The sequence below is a fragment of the uncultured Paraglaciecola sp. genome (genome assembly GCF_913058035.1).
Taxonomy (GTDB): domain Bacteria; phylum Pseudomonadota; class Gammaproteobacteria; order Enterobacterales; family Alteromonadaceae; genus Paraglaciecola.
The window spans coordinates 1-17890 of record NZ_CAJXPA010000091.1 but is presented as its reverse complement, the minus strand read 5'-3'; the positions used below and the strand labels follow the sequence as shown (position 1 = coordinate 17890).

Genomic DNA, 17890 nt, shown 5'->3' with positions numbered 1-17890 from the left:
GTTGTTGCCTAGGTCGACAAGTGGAACAGAGTCAACTAATACAACCGACTCCTCAGAACCGTCATTTTGACTATTACCCACTTGTGCACACTGAAATTTTGGGCATGCATAAACATACAAATCTAAATCTACAGAAGGGCTGTTTTGATCAGCTACAAACAAGCCAAATTTAGTAATACGTGTACCTTGAGGTACATTCACAAAGTGGAAACCTAAACCATCTTCATTAAATGCGAAAGTGCTTTCTTCATCTTGAAGCACTTCTGATACAAATACTTCAGACTGAGCAATGCTTATGCCTTTAGCAAAGAAACGACAGTTGTAGTTGATTTTAGGAGGAATAGTAACTCTTGCTCTAGCGCCTGTTGTTTCAATACTTAACGCTTCTGGCACAGTCATTACTGGTGGTGAAGTCGGTTTCAGTACAATTGGGCTTCGAACGTTGTGTGCACCATCAGACCAAGAAATTGAACCAAATACCCACTCGTCCAACACGGCTGGATCATTCTTAGAGAAAGTGAGCTCGTAAACACCCAACCCATCATCGTTAAAGCCCATAGTGTTTGAATCTTCAAACTAGTTGTATTCCAATCTAAAACACTGACCACAACATCGACATCTGAAGGTGCCTCAACTGTTGCTGTGAATACAGCTGAATCACTGACGTTGTTAACATAACGTCTGACGGTCTGTGTCACGGCTAGGGACTCAATTACAATATATGCTAGACTAAGATCACTGTTCAACCGGAAAACCAGCATCTTTAAGAACACCACAAGCACCAGGAAAGTAATCAGCTTCAACAAAATCGGCATCACCTACTCCACACAAGAACGCGTGATAATCATTAAACGTAGCGTCATAAATCAAGCCAGGGGCAACAGCAGAATTGGGTGCTGTATGGCGATGAACTCCGTAAAGTCGCCATGTATCTAAGCCGTGAGCTGTCGACAGCTCGGTTGGTTAAAATTGCAGATTTTTTTATTTGAATCATTATGATTATGTTGGCTTTACGATCCATCAAATCTGCCAATGCAAAATAAAAGGCGATCAGTTTTAACATAAACTTAGCGACCTGATAAAAGTACTCATAATATCTCGTAGTTGAAGTTATTGTGCACCAACAGCATTACCCTTTTCTAAATAGTTTTAATGATCAAATGACTTGACCCCTTTTTCTTGTTTTTTCTTCATGATAAAACCAATATGGTGCAATTATAAAGAGAAACTACTTTCCAAACTATTTGGCATCCATAGAAGGCTAAGGTCGAAAAGTGTTTTCTATTTTTAATTTTTTTTGCGGGTGTAGTTTAAACTCACTAACAAGCCAGTTACTGTTCTGAATACCACTTAACAATTCATTAACTGATATAGACAATCTATGACTAGTCAAAAAGAATTTAAAGCAGCCGCTCAGAAAGCGCTTGAGCACGCAGTAGCATGGCGTGAAGATGGACCAAAATTACCCGCATTTCCCTCAGCGACAACAGCACAAATCAGAGCATCGTTTGACGTCGATTTACCAGAGCAGGGTCTGAACGGTGAAATAATTATTGATAATTTAGCCCGTGCCGCCGAACCCGGTCTGGTCAACAACACACATCAAAATTTTTATGCCTGGGTACAGGGCGCCTCTCACCCCATTGGCGTCGCCGCCGATATCCTTACCTCTGCCTGGGGTCAAAACGCCGCGATCCATCAAACCGCTCCCGCCGCAGCTATTGCTGAAGAAGTGTCTTCGAAATGGATACTTGAGCTACTTAACTTGCCGCCAGAGTCCTCGTTTGCCTTTGCCACTGGAGCGACTATGGCAAGCTTTATTTGCTTGAGTGCTGCTCGCAGTGAAGTGTTGCATCGCCATGGTTATGATCTGGAACACGAAGGTCTAACAGGGGCACCCAACATTCAAGTGTTTTTGAGTAAAGAGGCCCATGCGACCATTATCTCAGACCTGAGATATTTGGGTTTCGGGCACAAAAACCTTGTTTTTATAGCGGTCGATCATCAAGGCCGCATGCTGCCTGATGAGCTTGAACAGAAATTAACGTGCAGCAACGGACCGAAAATTGTGATCGTGCAGGCCGGGCATATTAATTCTGGCGCCTTCGATCCCTTCAATGAAATTATTCCCCTTTGTAAAGTATATAATGCTTGGATTCATGTTGACGGTGCTTTTGGTCTATGGGCTAGAGCAGTTCCGTCCCTTGCTCATCTTTGTGAGGGGCTAGAACATGCAGATTCCTGGACCGTTGATGGGCACAAATGGCTACAAGTGCCGTATGATTCCGGTTACGCCATAGTCAAACATCCGGACGCCCATCGCCGAGCAATGGACATTTCTGCCAGCTATCTAGTAAGTGATCCCGATGATGGCCGCAATCCTGCACAATTCGGTCTCGAGCTTTCAAGGCGCGCACGCGGATTTTCTCTCTGGGCGGTGTTGCAAGCTCTTGGGCGTCAGGGTGTCGTAGAAATGATTAGCCGCCATCATGATTGCGCAAAACTACTAGAACGACACTTGGCAGGCATTCCAAGGATCAGAATTCTAAACCAAGTAGTATTGAATCAACTCGCTATTGCTTTTGGTGACGAAAACGAAGCACTTGAAAAACGCAATCAGATGACAGTCGCAGTCATCCAAAAGATCCGCGAGGAAAATAAAAATTTTGTCCTAGGCGCAAAATGGAAAAATCAATCTATTCTTCGAATTTCCATTATTTCCCAGCTTACCGATAAAGACGATATTGAGGTACTGGCAGCATCTCTATTGCGTGCATGGGACACAGTCAGTTTAGTATAATAAGCAACCGCTCCCAATTTTGAGAATACTTTTAAAAGGGTGTAAATTAGATACTACTGGAAGTGAGCTATGACCAAAGGTAAGTCTTATCGAAGATATTCTGCTAGTGTTAATGACATGGTAATGTCTGCATCCTGCTATTAGCTCGGGGGGGAATACTTTACGAACGACGACAAATGGCACCTACCTCTTCTACAATTTTCAACAGCGTATTTCCGCTAAAAGCGATAAGTGGCTGTTGCCTAGCTCACATCAATTTGCTTCAAACTGATCATTTAAGTCCAAAACACAAATAAAATCGACTCTTGCCGGCTTAGATACACTGCATTATCAATAGAGGTCTATTGCTAAGATAAAATCAGTTTGTAGCCAACACTGTATACTGATTGCACCAATTCGTTATCAGTTTCTAGTGTATTAAGTTTTTTACGCAGCTTTTTAATATGGCTGTCAATTGTTCGCTCACTCACTATTCGGTTGTCTTGGTAAACCATCTCAATTAATTGTGCACGTGAGTATATTCTTCCAGGTTTTTTATTGAGAATTTTGAGTAGGTTAAACTCAATGGCCGTTAACTCGATAACTTGTTGATTAACTTTTACCTGATAGGTGTCATCATCAAGCGTTAATATCCGAGAGGAGCTTGATGCTGGTGGTGATATGCGTCTTAAAATAGTCTTCACACGTGCGACCACTTCGCGCGGTGAATAAGGTTTACAAATGTAGTCATCTGCACCAATACCTAACCCCAACAGACGGTCTATTTCTTCTACCCTTGCTGTTAGCATTATAATGGCGATATCGCTGAATTCTCGCAATTCTCGGCATAAGGTGAGGCCGTCTTGACCTGGCAACATGAGGTCAAGCAAGACAAGATCAATTGACCGCGTTTTTATGGTGTTTATTACATCAAGGCCGTCCAGTAAAATTGAGGTTTGATACCCCGCCTGCTGCAGATAATCAGCCATAATCTTCGCTAACTTTTCTTCATCTTCAACTATCAGTATATGAGCCATTATTATCCTGTTATTGATTTTTTATTGGCTAAGGATTAACTAAAGGTAGTGTGCAAAAAATCCGTAAACCTCCATATGATGATTCGCTAGCAGTGATTTCACCATGATGAGCCTGCACAATATTTTTACACAACGCTAGGCCTAAACCTGAGCCACCTGTTTTTCTATTCCTGGAACTTTCTACACGATATAAATGTTCAAATAGTTTATTTAGAGAGGCTTTGGGCACACCCGGTAAAGTATCATTGATTGTTATTATTGCCTTGTTGTTTTGTGTCGACAATGTAACCACTATTTCACCTGGGGCATCCGTGTATTTAACGCTGTTGTTTATTAAGTTATCAAACAGCTGATTGATTCGGGTCTCATCGGCCCAAACCATTAACTTTTTGGTCTTCATTTCGGTCAGTAACGATAAGCCGGCCGCGTTAGCTTTATTCTGGTGCCGTAAGATATTTTGCTTAAGCAAACTGGTTAGATCAAGGTTGGTTTTATCATAACTTATCGCACCAATTTCAGCATTCGACAGTTCAGTTAAATCATTGACTAATTTTTGCAAATGAATCACCTCCTCTGACAATGAAGCTAAACTTTGCTTATCAAAAGCGCGAATCCCGTCTTCTATCCCCTCTATTTCACCTTTAATGATAGCAATAGGGGTACGCAATTCATGAGAAACATCAGCTAACCAACGTTTACGCGATGTTGAATTTTGTGCCAAACTCTCCGCCAAATCATTAAAATTTAACGACAAAGAGGCCAGTTCATCTTTGCCCTTAACATTGAGCTTCACATTGAAATCACCTTTATTAAGTAAGCGCATTGAACGTTCTAAACGTTTAATGGGCATAATAAAATGTCGTGATAAGGGCAGGGCAATGATGATGATCAGGGCAAAAAGTATAATCAAGGTGTAAAGTAAGTTCTGCTGTGTCTCCTCAATAAAAGCAAGGTCGAAGGCATCACTGAGGTGCTTGGTTGGGGGAAGTGCTAAATAGCCGACTATGCTGCCATCCAGTTTGATACTTTTTACACTAAAGTTTTCATCAAAACGGCCAATGAGGATGTCTTTGTTTCGATCTAACAATGTTGGCTTTAAGCCAATGTTATTTTCTTCTGGAGGTAATGAAAAGTCATTGTGTGGCCTAGGCGGCGGCATGCGAGGCCCAAACCTACGCTGCCGATCTTTTATAGCGTTTTGTGATCCACTAGTGACTGAAAATTGCTCATCTTTAAGATAAAGATCAACATCATCAGGGAGTTCCCCGCCTTGTTCAGACAGCGTAAGTATGTGCAGCCATGTGGCACTAGGAGGCCCTCTTTCACGATTACGCTTAACACCGTTTACCGGATGTTGAGCATGTCTAGGTAAGTTAGGTGAGTGCTCTGGGGAGCGCTCTCTTGGTCTATGTTGCTTTTTTGCTAACAAGGGTTGCCAAGTATTTCCTTGTTGATAAAACTTAGCCAAATTTTCACTAAACAGCTGTAAACTAGCGATTTGTTTTTGGTTAACATAATCAAGCATGCCGCGGTCAAAACTCCATTGCATCACCGCAAACAGTGCACTGAGTATTAAAAAGCTTGTTAGTGATAAGGCAATAATGAGTTTAGTCAATATTTTCATATGTTGTTAAGCACCCATTTATAGGCCGTGATAAACATTAACGCGCACGCTGTATCATTCATTGTTGCCTCAATACTAACTGAATGTGCATTGCTATTGGTCACTTAACGTTCCTAAGAAAACAACTAAGTCGTCGATTTCATTATCTGTTAGACCTAACTCGCCAATACGTCCGCCTTGATCCACATTCTGATTAACCTCTGGCTCCTGTGAAAAAGTGGTGTCACGGGTATTATAAAAATTGATAACTTCTCTTAGCGTATCAAATACACCGTTATGCATATAAGGCGCTGTGTTGGCAATATTTCGCAATGTTGAGGTTCTAAACTCGCCATTATTCATAGCATTATCACTTTGAGCGCCTAAGCCTAAATCAACAAAGTTAGGATCAGCAAAGAATGCAGGTAATTGTTGGTTACTCGGCACACCAATATTTTTGAATGAAAAATCAGAAAATATTTCAGCGCCATCATCACTATGATGACAACGACGACAGTCACCTTTGTTATTAAAAATAGTCTGGCCACGGGTTTCTGCTGCTGTGAAATTTGCGTTGCCCGCTTGCACTTGGTCAAAGGTAGAAGTGAAAGGGGAGAATATACTGGTTCTTTCAAACGCAGCAATTGCATCTGCGACATAATTATATGAACGTTCGGTATCATCGAGTATTGACTCACCAAAGAGTAACTCAAATTCAGTTGCGTAGGTGCTGTTAGCAATTTTAGCTATGACCTCGCTCTCTGTCGCATTACCCATTTCGATGGCATTGAGGAAAGGACCTTTTGCTTGCTCTTCTAATGATTGTGCGCGGCCATCAAGAAATAAGCCTCCAATTAGAGCCCTTTGTGGTCCGTTTCCTTGCTGAGTGGGTGCTGGAATATGCGCACTATAGCTGACGGTAGGCGAATTTCGTGTGCCAAAGCTAAAACCATCAGCGCCAACCGATGTCGGATTGGCGCTGTTTGGGTCATCAAAGCCCGCATTAACAGCATGACAACTCGCACATGACTGCCCAATAGGGTTTGATAAATTAGTGTCGTTGTAAAGTAAATCGCCTAAACTCACTAGTTCTCTGGTTGTGACAACAGAGCCATCAACCAAGGTGGTTGTCTCACCTACCGTTAATATTTCAATATTAACGGTAGCGACATTGGAATCAGTACTACCGTCGTTGACGAAAAAAGTAAAGCTGTCAGCGCCTGTATAGCCATTATTCGGCTGATAAGTAATCCTATTTTCATCCAAGGTTAAGGAGCCATTACTACTGTCATTCTCAATCATATAAGTCAGGACATCATTTTCAGTATCTGTTGCTATCAATCCAATCACTACGGCACTATTGATTGTCGTAGTCACGTTATGACTGTTGGCTATTGGTGCTAAATTTATGACAGGGATTGTTGTTATTGTTACCTGGTCCGCAATACTGTTTAAAGTACCATCATTCACCGTTAAGCTAAGGGTATAAGCACCTTCGGCATCACCTACAAACTGAGGTGTTGACGATTGCGCATTGAGCAAGCTTGCCGAACTGCCAGTCGGTCTAGCAGCAAGCTGCCAGTTATAGGTCAGTGTGTCGCCATCGAGATCGCTGCTGCCGCTACCATTTAGGGTGACAGTTATTTGATTGGTCACACTTTGATCAACACCCGCATTTGCTACTGGTGAGTTATTAGCGATTATTTCAACCGTGTTCTCAATACTACTGTCACTATTACAAGCAGATAAGGTGAGTAGCAATAAACCAGACATCGTTAATGTTTTTGACTTTCTTAAGATTATTATTTGACCTTTCATGATGAATACCTTCCATTCATTACCCTGACAAAAAGATAACAACAGTATGTTCAAACAATGTGCAATCAATGTGCAAACAATGGGGAAGTAATAGGGAAGTATAGCGACTTGCAATCTATCTAATTGATCTTCCGATTGAGGAGAAACTTTATCCACGGTTCCTTCAATAGCTTTTAGAATAAGTTCTTTATGGTAGTTGCTCAAATGTTCATTATTATTCCAAATACTTTCTAAATCATTTCTAACAATGACAGCGCGTCAACAATATTGTTTGGTTAAGTTCATTGTCTATAACATCACAATTAAATTTTTGACTGAAAGTAGCTGACTAGACACTAGTCGACTAATGGGACGGTCAGGTTTGTTTTCGTCATTTCCGTTTTGATAAAGGGCATCTGTTGATTGTCATTCAAACAAGTGGTTCAACACATTGCCGTCGAACAGGCGACGCATAACTTGTCATAGAGGATACTGCGGGGGTTAACGCCTATGTTTGGAAACTATGAGCAGGATTTCTGTGAGGAGTGCAGCGACGACAAGCATAGAACGACCACATTGACGGCAATTAAACGGCACAGGCAAGAAAAAAGAATCTTTCTTTCAAATATTTTCAGCCATTAAAAAACTCAAAAATTACGATTACAGTTTTCTGAATTTTGGAGAGCCCATAAATTTAACTAACAACCTTGATTTACAGATGCCAAATTGGCAAGAGGATCAAGGAATAAATGGTAGCAAAAAACCTAAATGGTTTACCCCAGCAATCAATCAACTTGCTGCAGATATAATGGGCAAAATAAATCAAACGGCAGCCGTTAGTGGTATGTCGATCTGTGCCATCTGTTTATTATCGGCTAAAAAGCACGTTATGGCTGAGTGTGAACTAGAACAAGTCATTGACCACTTTTTAAAATTGTTACGTGATGCTCTTTATAGCCAGCTGGTCACCCTCCCCAAAATAACAGGAAAAAGTGCTTAGAAAACACCCTCAAATTGAATAAAATTATTGTATCTCAAGATGATTTTGGTAAAAACCATATCACTTCAAAGCCAAACTGCTATTGCCATACTTATTATCATAATAATATTCTGCACTTATTTGCCCTGCCAAGCCTTGTTGCCGTTATCGTGCTTGCCAAGAAAAGTTTATCTAAGCAACAAATATTGCTATTGATAGCTGAGCTCTCCTCTTTTCCCCCCCTACTCAAACGCAAATTATTTATATATATGAGTACAGAACAAGCGGCATTTTATACTGAATCACTACTCACCAATATGCTAGCAATGGGTTTGATTGAGACGAATGAATCCGAAATTCAGACACCCGCAGCCGACAGCCAAGAGTTCTATTCAGCATGGTTGCTTAATCGTAGCATTCAAGAAACCTTTCATCCCTATGCGGTAGTGTTAACGTTATTGTCGAAGCAAAAACGAGTGAGTCGTTCTGTATTGGAAAAGACAAGTGCACAATTTGCAGAGAGATTAGCCACACTGCATGGTCTTAATTCACTAGAGTTTTTTGATAAAAAAGGACTGTCTACACTTATTCAAGCGTAAAAATAAAAATACCTTGATTGATGCAGATAATGATCAATACCGCCAGTCGGAGCTCAGTGAAACTTTAAAAATAGAGGTGATCCATCTTATTTCACCTGAAATAGCACAACGTTTGCAACAGGTATAAGTCTTCGTGCCATTAAATTTTAGTACTTACATATCAATCAATTTTTTAAAAAATAATATTGGTTACGTAAACGGAATTTCTCAAAACAACCTTAAATTGGTGTCAAACCAAAAGCATCTCTAAGCCAGCTTCCTGCCTTACCCAATCGCTCACTAGAAGACCAAATTAGATCCACACCCACCTCCCATTCAGTGTGAGGATATGACGTTAATTGTAATTCGCATAACTGCTCTTGCAACTGCAAGTCCAAAACCAGTTGCTTTGGTACGGTAGCCCATCCCATTCCTGCACACAGGGTATTCATCAATGTCAGATAACTGGCCATTCGCCATTGGTTGATGCCGCTCAGGTATTCACTAGTGGGTAATTTATCCAGTAAGGGCAAATAAACGAGCTGTCTATGCTGATTTAAATGCTCGAAATTAACTTGAGGTAAATTGGCTAAAGGATGTTCTCGGTGCACTACATTAGCAAAAGCTATATTACCAAGCCTTTTAAAATGAATGTTTTTGGGATAGTTGGCACCTGCACACATAATTCCTAAAGATGCGTCGCCTTGTTCGATCAACTGCTGAATATACTGAGAAGACGGGTGCAATATATTTAAATCCACAGGGGGTAAATATTCTGCGAAACCAGCAAGGTTATGATTCAATATTTGAAAAGGAATCGTTTCGTCAATGGCAATAGTCACTTGGCTTTCTAGCTCTGCAGCCAAACTATTGGCACGATTTTCCATCGACGAACACTGATGTAATATAGCTTCTGCATCCCTAAGTAAAGACTGCCCATGTGCAGTTAAAATGGGATAACGCCCGCTACGATCAAACAAGCTCACCCCAAAATCAATCTCCAAATTTGCCACTGCAATACTCAATGCAGATTGTGACTTACCCAACTTACGGGCTGCAGCTGAAAATGACTTCTCACTCGCCACGGCACAAAAAGCAGTTAATTGTTCTAGGGATGTACTCAGCCTGCATAATTGTACCTTTAATCTTAGGTGCGGCGCTGCAACTGCCCGGGTTCGATTGAGGTAGGTAAATCAGCCGATATGATTACGATCCGCACTAATACACCGCGTATGACGCCTCTTATTGACGAGGGGCCACTGATGAACATTCATCATAATTTAGTGCATGCTGTGCAAGGGCAAGATGTCGATATGACGATATGACGATGGTGGCTGGAAAAGTATTAGTAGAAAACGGCCGTCTACTCAATCATGATGTGCAGCAATTAATCGACTATGTTAATCATGCAGCGCCAGCATTGTTTGTTAGACGCGAGCAGTGGTTAAACCGCACTGGTGGCGGTAAAAATTCGCTCCACCAGCCCTAAACATAACAATAATAACAATAGGTAATAACATGGGTATGAATAAGGTTGCTTTAACACTGCTCGCATTTATGACCTATATGGTGATGGCTGGCCTCATGACACAGATTGGCGTGCTGATTTCACCTATGAGTGACTATCTTGGAATAAGCATTACAGCATCAGCATCCATGTTTTCCTTATTAACGGGTGGTACTTTTGCAGGCACTTTTGTGGCAATGCTGGTATATAGCCGCTTTCCCATTCAGCGTATTTTGCAGTGTAACTATCTAACATTTTTAGTGCTATTGATCTTGCTCGTCAGCTTAGACATTCGCTTGCAGTGGGTGGTGTCGGTTTATTTGTTTATGTTGGGTTTGTGCTGTGGTGTAGGACTGGCTGGTGGTGCCGTATTAATTGCAAAATTATATAATGAGCAAAAACGCGCTTCGGCATTTTTGGCCACCGATTGCTCCTTCAGTTTAGGGGGGTATATATTTCCTTCGCTGGCGATCGTGTTATTAGCCGCCAATCAACTATGGATGGTGAGTTATGCGACAGTCGGTGTTTTAGCCATATTGATATTGGTAGCCTGTTTTTTTCTGTCTTTTCCAGAAAATAGTGAAGTAGCAGAGACGGGTCTGGTTGCTACTGCAAAACCAACTAACATCTGGACGCCACGTGTTTTTATTATCGCCTTGGCTTTGTGTTGTTATCTCATCACCCAAACTACATTTTTAACCTGGGCACCTAATTACCTGCAACAGGTTCTGGGTGTAGATGCAACTCAAGCCGCCAGTGCTATTGGTAATTATTGGGGCCCATCCATTTTTGGTCTGCTCACTGTCACTTTGCTGGTAATAAAAGTACCGACTCGTCCCTTGCTGCTCAGTGTAATGTTGATTGCCATTATATTGTCCATCTTGCTGTATACCACCCAAGATCCTGATTGGTTCTTAACAATCACCTTGGCCTTAGGTTTTATGACGTCTTGCATCTTTAAACTTGCTATCTCAGTAGGCTCGCAACAAGTTCATAGTGCACCACCAATCTTAGTGACTTTTTTACTGAGTGCTGCAACGATAGGCAGTACTGCAGCGCCAGCGCTTTCAGCCTTAGTTGTGTCAATCTTTGGCGTCAGCAGTGCTATGTTAATGACTGTCATTGGTTTTGTGCTGGTGGCGATGTTAGTAGTAATTTGTTTACTTATGGAAAAACGCGCGAAATCCATCAAAGTAATAAATACATGAAAAAGAAAGTGTTTTTTGATACCGACCTAGGTATAGATCATGCCATGGCAATATTGTTTGCTCAGGCCACTGACAAAATAGATCTGCTAGGTATTACTACAGTATTTGGTGATGCCATTATCGAAAACGCCAGCCGTAACACGCTTTATCTTAAACAGCGCTTTGCCGTACTCATACGTACTAAGGCAAGAGTTAAAGCAAGAGTTTTAGACAATTGCAGACTGAAAAACAAAGGGGGCAAGTCATTCAATCATTAAAACTATTCAAAAAGGTTAAAGATATTGATGCGCTATGAATTTAAAGGGTTGGGATTAAAGTGTGTGCAGTCAATTCAAATAATAGTGTTCTCGCCAATCTTCGGGATCTTCTGAGAGATTAAAAATTGATATTGCTCATATCAACTATCATGCAATATTTGCCATTAACTAACGGCTTGAAAATGACACCAGCGAATTCAATTAGAGACCTAGCACAGATTTTAGACGCAATCTCCATGTGTTTAAATTGTATAAAAAAACCTGATAGTACGCTGCAATTTGAAAGTGTTGGCTGTCTGCAATTCGATCTTTTTTGCCGTTCGCAAAAACAAATCACATCGCAGGGACACTCACTAGATCTTGACTGGGAAGTATGTGCCAATAACGGCCGCTAACGACTCGACAAATCAGCGTATCTCACATCGCAGATTGATAAATACCGGTTAACTGCTGTTAGATATTTTCTGACAAGACTTCAGGAATTGGTTAATGAAATTAATGTAAGAATATTAAACAGTAAAGGATTTTGGCAAGGATTATGGTTATTCAAACCACTATTATTCCCTGCGTAAAAGGTCAATGTAACAATTGGTAGTGTAGCGGCTTAAAGCCGTCTCTATTAAAGAGACGCTCATTGTTCTGTTGTTAGGTATTAAATACCTTAATAACTAGCGGCAATCTCAGACTCGACTAGGTCTTGAAGTTGTTGATAGCCAAATTGTGTTAAGCGCTTACCATTAACAAAAAAGCCTGGGGTTTTGTTGACGTTGAGAGCTTGAGCATCCTGCATATCCAGCTTTATTCGTCTTGCAATTTCCGTGCTCTGAAGATCCTCATTCAACTTTTTCATATCCAGATCCAAGCCAGCAAGTTGTTGCCAGAATTTTTGAGGTTTAGCCACATGGTGCTCTATCCATCGGTCTCTGCTCTGATATGCCCTACTGAGGGTTTCTGCAAAACGATCTTGCAAACGGCTCGCTTCCAAGATGCTAACAATCACATCCGAGTTTTGGTGCAAGGGCAAGTAGCGCAGCACCAAATTGACTTTACCGGGATTATCATCCATCAATTTTTTTACAAAGGGGTAGAACGCACTACAGGTGCCACATGCGGGATCAAAGAATTCAACAATGGTTACCTTAGCGTCCAAGGGCCCCATTATGGCTGAGTGCTCACGCTGCACATTATCAATATTATCCATAGAAGCCCTGTTTAGTTCTCCATCTTGCTGTTTATTGTAAAGGGTTGTGGCTAGGACAAAAAGCCCGACAAAGAAAATGCCACTAGCGGCAACGATGATATTTTTTTTCATTGAAAAGACCTTTTTCGGTAAATTAGTAAGAGCCCAATAATGGCACTGTAAGCAAAAATGGACAGCATAGGAATGTTGATAAAACCCAAGATTTGCAGGTTAACCTGGGCACAGGACAAATCCTCACTACAGGGCTGCAGCGCTTCGGGGATAATACCGTAGTAAACCAGAGTGTGGTAAATAGCAAATCCCAAACCAATAATAGCCAGAGGCAAGGTGTAGCGCACTATGGAGGGATCGACCTTATTGCCTTCCGTATTACCCTTGGGGAACAAGCCCACCACAAACAGCACCACTAGTGGATAAATAAAGACCCGTTGCCACCAGCAAAGTAAACAGGGTTTTAAACCCATTACTTCACTCATAAATAAACTACCAAACAAGGCTGCCATAGCGATTAGCCAGCAAGTAAAGATCAAAATCCATGCTTGCTGCTCTGCGGTTTTAATTTTATCTTCAGTCATTAGTTTAATTTTTTTGTTTGCAGTTTTTCATTATACGTAAACCACGGAGAAGAAACTCAACAATCATTCTCATTCCTGTTAAATTTTTACCCAAGTTAAGAATCTAATAGAAATGTAACCGATTCGTAATTAATTTAAAGAATGAACAGGGTGGATGATGTCTACGCAAAACTTTAAAACTCAACGCTAAAAAAGTGCCTGATATTATTGCTCTAGTTAAAGAAGTGGTGGTGATGGGCGGTGCCTTTGGTCATAACTGCCATATTGGTAAAGTTAGCCCATAACAGTAGTTGGCTTAGATGAGTTTTATGTACATAATGTGTCGGCAGTGGCTTATGTATTAGCCCCCTGATTGTTCAAAATACAACAAGATCCAATAAGATCCAATAAGTTCCAACAATAGTGGGTTGTGCAGTAACTGCGATTGATATGACCTTATGTCAAACCTTAGAAAAAAGCTTCTCGGTGGACGGTTGGCAAGATAAGCCCAGACAACAAGTATGTATTGATGTTGATAGCCAAGGACTGCTAGCTTTTTATCTTAAAAGACTATGCCAGTGAACTCAGTAAGGCAGCAATCAAAGAGTCACACTCGCCAAATAAGTTCGACCAGCCAAACCTGCAGTTACACTTGTGGTGACAAAAATGTCATATGTCAGAGTTTGAAGTTATCACAAGCACTTTAACTGCAAGTGGAATCGTTCCGCAAATTTTTGCCTAGCGAATTCAACTTCCAGAGATAAAAAGTAGCTCAATGGTCATCACAGCAGAGGCTCTTTTGCGCGGCGACAATGTTTATCAATAACGAGACGTCTGAAGACCAGATTTAGTTGTTACAGCTATTTGTAAAACCACGCGTTAACATTAGACTATTTCAGTCATGCGATCGGCTAAGAGGCGATACTTGCTAGTGTTTTGTCATCTTCAGCACAAACACTTAATAAGTCTTCGATAAAATAATTCAGTGCCCTATGCTCGATTTGTTGAACTTATGTCTGCTGTATAGTGTGGGTAAAACAAAACGTCATTTTTCATAACATGACGATACTTGATCCCTCATGTTTTCCATATTTACCTCTCTTTTATATCCTTGAGACAGCAAAAGTAGGCGAACTGTCGTCTATTACTCAACTGTTCCCACGTCATTCAGAATTCGAAACAAGCGTCTCCCGCTGTTGTGCAAACCAGTTTTGAACATGGCTTTTGTTTATGATGATGAACTAATTTTATTCAAATAGACTTAGCTGAGACACCGCTAAACGGGCAATAAAACCCCGCGGCTAAAAGACTATATGACTGCGCCTGTCATCGGGTGGCGTTACGCGAAGGTGTTTTGAGTGGGGTGCACACCTTGGGGTAAGTCGTTATTGCTAACCTTTTTTCTGATACCCCAGAGCAGGACTCTCTTCAAAATAAATAACGGCGCAACCTTTCGAGTTGACACCTATCCTGTGTATTGCTTATGACACCTGCATGAAGACTTAAGCCTACCACTTTTGAAAGTGGTAGCGGTGGCCTGGTTTCTTCGGCAATGGATTATTTAAAATTTAACCAAATGATGCTTAATGGCGCAGAACTAAATGGAGTGAGAATATTGTCTCCTAAAACGGTTGAGTCAATGACACTCGATCATCTGGGTGCGATGCCCATGTGCGCCGATAACCCGGGTATAGGTATTGGTTTTGGTTAGCTTTGGTGTGGCTTTAGATGAGGGTACCATGGGTGAAATAGGCTCGGTTGGCGAATTCCCATGGGGTGGCGCTGCAGGCAACAAGTTCTGGATTGTTCCGGTAAAAAAACTAATAGGTATATTTATGGTACAAAGTATTTCTCACAAGACTTGTTTAAGTAAAGGATTTAGAATAATGCATTATCAAGGTGTTGTTGATTAACATCTCAAGCAAGGGTGCTATAAAGTCATCAATGGGTTCAACAAAGGTCACTGACCCATGCCTAAGTAAAAAGGCTGCGCTATGTAATCAAAGCATGTTGAGGCGAGTGATTTAGCAGCACTATATTTTGTCTATGATGGGTTTCCCATTACGAAAGTAAATAAAAGGTCCCTCAACATCTGGCGAATGTCCATCAACTAGGCGTTGTTGAACTTCTTTGAGTATCAGCCTCGTGATAGTTGGCAGAGCGAGTTGCTCCGCATCTTCGAGTGAGACCCAATGCAGGGCTAATAATTCGCCAGACCCTTCCGATGCAGCGTAAACATCTCCGTGAATAAGATCGGCTTCAACCATAAAAAATCGTGTATCAAACCGACGGTTTCGATACGGCGGCGTAATGGCTCTGGCGATGACATTGAGTGTGTCTAGACGTGGATTAATACCGTGCTGCAGAAACGCATTCCACTGCGGCGAGCGGCTGGTAATTGTCACAGAATCCGCTTCGCCAAGGATCAGTCCGGTTTCTTCAAACGTTTCACGAATTGCCGCCAGTGCAAGAGACCTGGCACGCGATTCAGAACATCCCTTCATCAAACGTTTCAAAACGCTTGGATGCAGATCGTTAGGGGGCCGAATACGACTATCGCCTGCATCCACCTTACCACCGGGAAATACAAACTTATTCGGCATAAATGTGTGGCCGGCAGCGCGCTTACCCATAAGGATTTTGGGTTTCTCGCTATCTCGTCGAACAATAATAAGAGTTGCCGCGTCTTTGGGTTTTACCGCACACCCTTTCAAACGCATTTCGCGGGCTGGAGTCTTGTTAGGATTTTCTTGTGCTTTGATGGCTATTTTATCCCTGTGTAAGTGACTATTACTGGCCCTTTAGTCAGCGGCTGACGATATATAAATATGCTACTTATTCATTCTTTGCCCAGCATCCAAGCTGTGTTGGTTTTGGCGCACTTGCCGAGTACAATGTAGACTACCAAATTATATTTTGAAGTTCACCTTGACGCTCTGAGTCATTCAACAATAATTTGATGCAGTCAACAAGGGAGAATATATCTCTTTGAGTGCCCTTAAATACTCAGACTCATCGAGGACAAAGGGTACAGAGCTTATGTTTTGTGCCAACTTCAAGCTCTGTCACCTTAGGTATAAAATACTCCTTTGTATAAAATACTATATTGAATTTTTATCTTAGCGTCATGTTGTGTGTTTTGAGGCAAAAATCACACTTTGTCTCAGATTATCTGATTACAAATCAACTTCCCTACTCCCATCGATTTCAATGGTAACTATTGACCTTATAGAGCATCCTCTGTGTTGCGTGACATGGCATCCACCCCCCTTTTTTTGATAGGTTAATATAGATGAATATTCCATTAATATTTTTTAGAGCAGTCGTTGTCCTATTTCCATTGTTTTTTATTAAGCCGGCCTTGGGAGCGGATTCAGTATTGGAGTTTCGTGCGAGTGGCAGCTTGGTTAATAAGATTTCATTGGCAGAACTGAAAGACAAAATAAAGTCTCATGAAATTAATGTATTCAATTCTATAGTAGGAAAAGAAAAGAAATACGAGGCATTTTCCATTAAGGATATTCTTAATTTTGTGTACCGATCACAATGGACCTCTGGAAAGTATTCAGATATCGCCTTTACAGCTCTTGATGGTTATGAAGCGCTTAGTCAATCCGTCAAGCTCAATGAAGAGGGAGGGTTTTTAGCCTTTAGGGATGTAGACGTTAACGATGGCTGGGAGCTGGTTGGGAAAAAGAAGGTAGATCCTGGTCCGTTTTTTCTTGTATGGACAGGAAAATTTCAAACAACGGATAACGCCTTCCCTTGGCCTTGGCAAGTTATTCAGATCAATCTTTTACGTTTTGAAGATCAATACCCAGCAGTGTTTCCAACAGGCGTTAAAATAAATTCTTCGACTTATCGAGGTTTCTCAACATTTCGAAAACGTTGTTTACATTGCCACTCTATGGATCGTATGGGAGGCAAAGTTGGACCTGATCTAAACGCTCCTCAAAGCATCGTAGCGTATCGCTCCAAGCATATGATCAAAGAGATAATTAAGCACTCATCCAAGTACCGTTATACCAATATGCCGGATCATAATGATCTATCTGACTCTGACTTAGATGACTTATACAACTATTTTCAGTTTCAAATGACCAGAAAAACCAAGCACCATTAGAAAAAGCAGCGCACAGCGTGGCTTGCTTCTAGTAGGCCGGTGTTCTGCGTGGTCACAGCCACGAACAGTATTGGTTAACAACAAAAACTGCCTAGAAGATGACATAAGCGACATCAGCTTTTTAACATCTAAAAATCCGACAGGTTGCCGGAAAGAGATGGTTAAAATTGACTACACCCCCCCAAAATTTTCTTATTAATAAACCGATACGGTTAATACAAGGAAAAAAAATACTGACGTTACTCCTACAATTGAGGCGTATACCTT

At 41.3% G+C, this 17890-nt stretch carries 17 protein-coding genes and 2 pseudogenes; 10 read left to right on the top strand and 9 right to left on the bottom strand.

Annotated elements, in window-relative coordinates; translation table 11 throughout:
- Together QZ562_RS12730 and QZ562_RS12725 are read right to left on the bottom strand one after the other, a co-directional pair.
- Positions 1 to 558, bottom strand: a pseudogene (locus QZ562_RS12730) (hypothetical protein); the annotation flags it as partial.
- A 177-nt stretch (positions 559 to 735) separates the two neighbouring features.
- Entirely contained in the window at positions 736 to 870 is a 135-nt protein-coding gene (locus QZ562_RS12725) for a hypothetical protein (protein WP_293760577.1), read from the bottom strand.
- Positions 871 to 1381: 511 nt separating this feature from the next.
- Between QZ562_RS12725 and QZ562_RS12720 the strand changes: the two genes are divergently transcribed.
- On the top strand, positions 1382 to 2800 hold the full coding sequence (locus tag QZ562_RS12720; RefSeq protein ID WP_293760574.1) for an aminotransferase class V-fold PLP-dependent enzyme: 1419 nt from the start codon (positions 1382 to 1384) through the stop codon (positions 2798 to 2800).
- Positions 2801 to 3147: 347 nt separating this feature from the next.
- Here QZ562_RS12720 and QZ562_RS12715 read toward each other — a convergent pair whose 3' ends face one another.
- The 3 genes from QZ562_RS12715 to QZ562_RS12705 form a co-directional block, all read right to left on the bottom strand.
- Complete coding sequence (locus tag QZ562_RS12715) at positions 3148 to 3816, bottom strand: response regulator (RefSeq protein WP_293760571.1); 669 nt, start codon at positions 3814 to 3816, stop codon at positions 3148 to 3150.
- Positions 3817 to 3844: 28 nt separating this feature from the next.
- Complete coding sequence (locus QZ562_RS12710; protein WP_293760568.1) at positions 3845 to 5440, bottom strand: ATP-binding protein; 1596 nt, start codon at positions 5438 to 5440, stop codon at positions 3845 to 3847.
- A 93-nt stretch (positions 5441 to 5533) separates the two neighbouring features.
- The gene (locus tag QZ562_RS12705) at positions 5534 to 7441 is read right to left on the bottom strand and encodes a cytochrome c peroxidase (RefSeq protein WP_293760566.1); all 1908 of its coding nucleotides are present in this window, start codon (positions 7439 to 7441) and stop codon (positions 5534 to 5536) included.
- A gap of 370 nt (positions 7442 to 7811) precedes the next feature.
- On the opposite strand from QZ562_RS12705, the pseudogene QZ562_RS12700 reads away from it, so the two are divergent.
- Both QZ562_RS12700 and QZ562_RS12695 read left to right on the top strand, forming a co-directional pair.
- A pseudogene (locus tag QZ562_RS12700) lies at positions 7812 to 8216 on the top strand (glycerol-3-phosphate 1-O-acyltransferase); the annotation flags it as partial.
- Between the two features lie 14 nt (positions 8217 to 8230).
- Entirely contained in the window at positions 8231 to 8794 is a 564-nt protein-coding gene (locus QZ562_RS12695) for a hypothetical protein (RefSeq protein ID WP_293760563.1), read from the top strand.
- 218 nt (positions 8795 to 9012) lie between these two features.
- Here the strand turns inward: QZ562_RS12695 and QZ562_RS12690 are convergent, their stop codons facing one another.
- A complete protein-coding gene (locus tag QZ562_RS12690) occupies positions 9013 to 9897 on the bottom strand; it encodes a LysR family transcriptional regulator (protein WP_293760580.1) in 885 nt (294 codons plus the stop codon).
- A gap of 78 nt (positions 9898 to 9975) precedes the next feature.
- On the opposite strand from QZ562_RS12690, the gene QZ562_RS12685 reads away from it, so the two are divergent.
- The 4 genes from QZ562_RS12685 to QZ562_RS12670 are packed head-to-tail and all read left to right on the top strand — an operon-like array spanning position 9976 to position 11745.
- Positions 9976 to 10098: a hypothetical protein gene (locus QZ562_RS12685; protein ID WP_293760561.1), complete on the top strand. Its 123-nt coding sequence runs from the start codon at positions 9976 to 9978 to the stop codon at positions 10096 to 10098.
- Between the two features lie 2 nt (positions 10099 to 10100).
- The gene (locus QZ562_RS12680) at positions 10101 to 10262 is read left to right on the top strand and encodes a hypothetical protein (protein WP_293760558.1); all 162 of its coding nucleotides are present in this window, start codon (positions 10101 to 10103) and stop codon (positions 10260 to 10262) included.
- Positions 10263 to 10297: 35 nt separating this feature from the next.
- Positions 10298 to 11488, top strand: coding sequence for an MFS transporter TsgA (gene tsgA, locus QZ562_RS12675; RefSeq protein WP_293760555.1), 1191 nt, complete (start codon positions 10298 to 10300; stop codon positions 11486 to 11488).
- On the top strand, positions 11485 to 11745 hold the full coding sequence (locus QZ562_RS12670) for a nucleoside hydrolase (protein ID WP_293760552.1): 261 nt from the start codon (positions 11485 to 11487) through the stop codon (positions 11743 to 11745). The genes tsgA and QZ562_RS12670 overlap by 4 nt, the downstream gene beginning before the upstream one ends.
- Before the next feature lie 661 nt (positions 11746 to 12406).
- On the opposite strand, the gene QZ562_RS12665 is transcribed toward QZ562_RS12670, so the two are convergent.
- Together QZ562_RS12665 and QZ562_RS12660 are read right to left on the bottom strand one after the other, a co-directional pair.
- The gene (locus tag QZ562_RS12665) at positions 12407 to 13057 is read right to left on the bottom strand and encodes a thioredoxin domain-containing protein (protein WP_293760549.1); all 651 of its coding nucleotides are present in this window, start codon (positions 13055 to 13057) and stop codon (positions 12407 to 12409) included.
- Positions 13054 to 13521, bottom strand: coding sequence for a disulfide bond formation protein B (locus QZ562_RS12660; RefSeq protein ID WP_293760547.1), 468 nt, complete (start codon positions 13519 to 13521; stop codon positions 13054 to 13056). The genes QZ562_RS12665 and QZ562_RS12660 overlap by 4 nt, the downstream gene beginning before the upstream one ends.
- A gap of 1531 nt (positions 13522 to 15052) precedes the next feature.
- Here QZ562_RS12660 and QZ562_RS12655 point away from each other — a divergent pair.
- Together QZ562_RS12655 and QZ562_RS12650 are read left to right on the top strand one after the other, a co-directional pair.
- On the top strand, positions 15053 to 15211 hold the full coding sequence (locus QZ562_RS12655) for a hypothetical protein (RefSeq protein ID WP_293760544.1): 159 nt from the start codon (positions 15053 to 15055) through the stop codon (positions 15209 to 15211).
- Entirely contained in the window at positions 15204 to 15413 is a 210-nt protein-coding gene (locus QZ562_RS12650; protein WP_293760542.1) for a hypothetical protein, read from the top strand. Before QZ562_RS12655 ends, QZ562_RS12650 begins: the two co-directional genes overlap by 8 nt.
- 120 nt (positions 15414 to 15533) lie before the next feature.
- Here QZ562_RS12650 and QZ562_RS12645 read toward each other — a convergent pair whose 3' ends face one another.
- A complete protein-coding gene (locus tag QZ562_RS12645) occupies positions 15534 to 16220 on the bottom strand; it encodes an NUDIX hydrolase (RefSeq protein ID WP_293760539.1) in 687 nt (228 codons plus the stop codon).
- Positions 16221 to 16792: 572 nt separating this feature from the next.
- On the opposite strand from QZ562_RS12645, the gene QZ562_RS12640 reads away from it, so the two are divergent.
- A complete protein-coding gene (locus QZ562_RS12640; RefSeq protein ID WP_293760536.1) occupies positions 16793 to 17623 on the top strand; it encodes a c-type cytochrome in 831 nt (276 codons plus the stop codon).
- The last annotated feature ends 267 nt before the right edge of the window (positions 17624 to 17890 follow it).

What these genes read in the sequence shown, in the direction of transcription:
- QZ562_RS12660 (WP_293760547.1), bottom strand. Translation starts at nt 13,521, where the DNA reads ATGACTGAAGATAAAATTAAAACCGCAGAGCAGCAAGCATGGATTTTG.
- QZ562_RS12720 (WP_293760574.1), top strand. Translation starts at nt 1,382, where the DNA reads ATGACTAGTCAAAAAGAATTTAAAGCAGCCGCTCAGAAAGCGCTTGAG.
- QZ562_RS12680 (WP_293760558.1), top strand. Translation starts at nt 10,101, where the DNA reads ATGGTGGCTGGAAAAGTATTAGTAGAAAACGGCCGTCTACTCAATCAT.
- QZ562_RS12710 (WP_293760568.1), bottom strand. Translation starts at nt 5,440, where the DNA reads ATGAAAATATTGACTAAACTCATTATTGCCTTATCACTAACAAGCTTT.
- tsgA (WP_293760555.1), top strand. Translation starts at nt 10,298, where the DNA reads ATGAATAAGGTTGCTTTAACACTGCTCGCATTTATGACCTATATGGTG.
- QZ562_RS12645 (WP_293760539.1), bottom strand. Translation starts at nt 16,220, where the DNA reads ATGCGTTTGAAAGGGTGTGCGGTAAAACCCAAAGACGCGGCAACTCTT.
- QZ562_RS12670 (WP_293760552.1), top strand. Translation starts at nt 11,485, where the DNA reads ATGAAAAAGAAAGTGTTTTTTGATACCGACCTAGGTATAGATCATGCC.
- QZ562_RS12715 (WP_293760571.1), bottom strand. Translation starts at nt 3,816, where the DNA reads ATGGCTCATATACTGATAGTTGAAGATGAAGAAAAGTTAGCGAAGATT.
- QZ562_RS12665 (WP_293760549.1), bottom strand. Translation starts at nt 13,057, where the DNA reads ATGAAAAAAAATATCATCGTTGCCGCTAGTGGCATTTTCTTTGTCGGG.
- QZ562_RS12685 (WP_293760561.1), top strand. Translation starts at nt 9,976, where the DNA reads ATGATTACGATCCGCACTAATACACCGCGTATGACGCCTCTTATTGAC.
- QZ562_RS12655 (WP_293760544.1), top strand. Translation starts at nt 15,053, where the DNA reads ATGGATTATTTAAAATTTAACCAAATGATGCTTAATGGCGCAGAACTA.
- QZ562_RS12640 (WP_293760536.1), top strand. Translation starts at nt 16,793, where the DNA reads ATGAATATTCCATTAATATTTTTTAGAGCAGTCGTTGTCCTATTTCCA.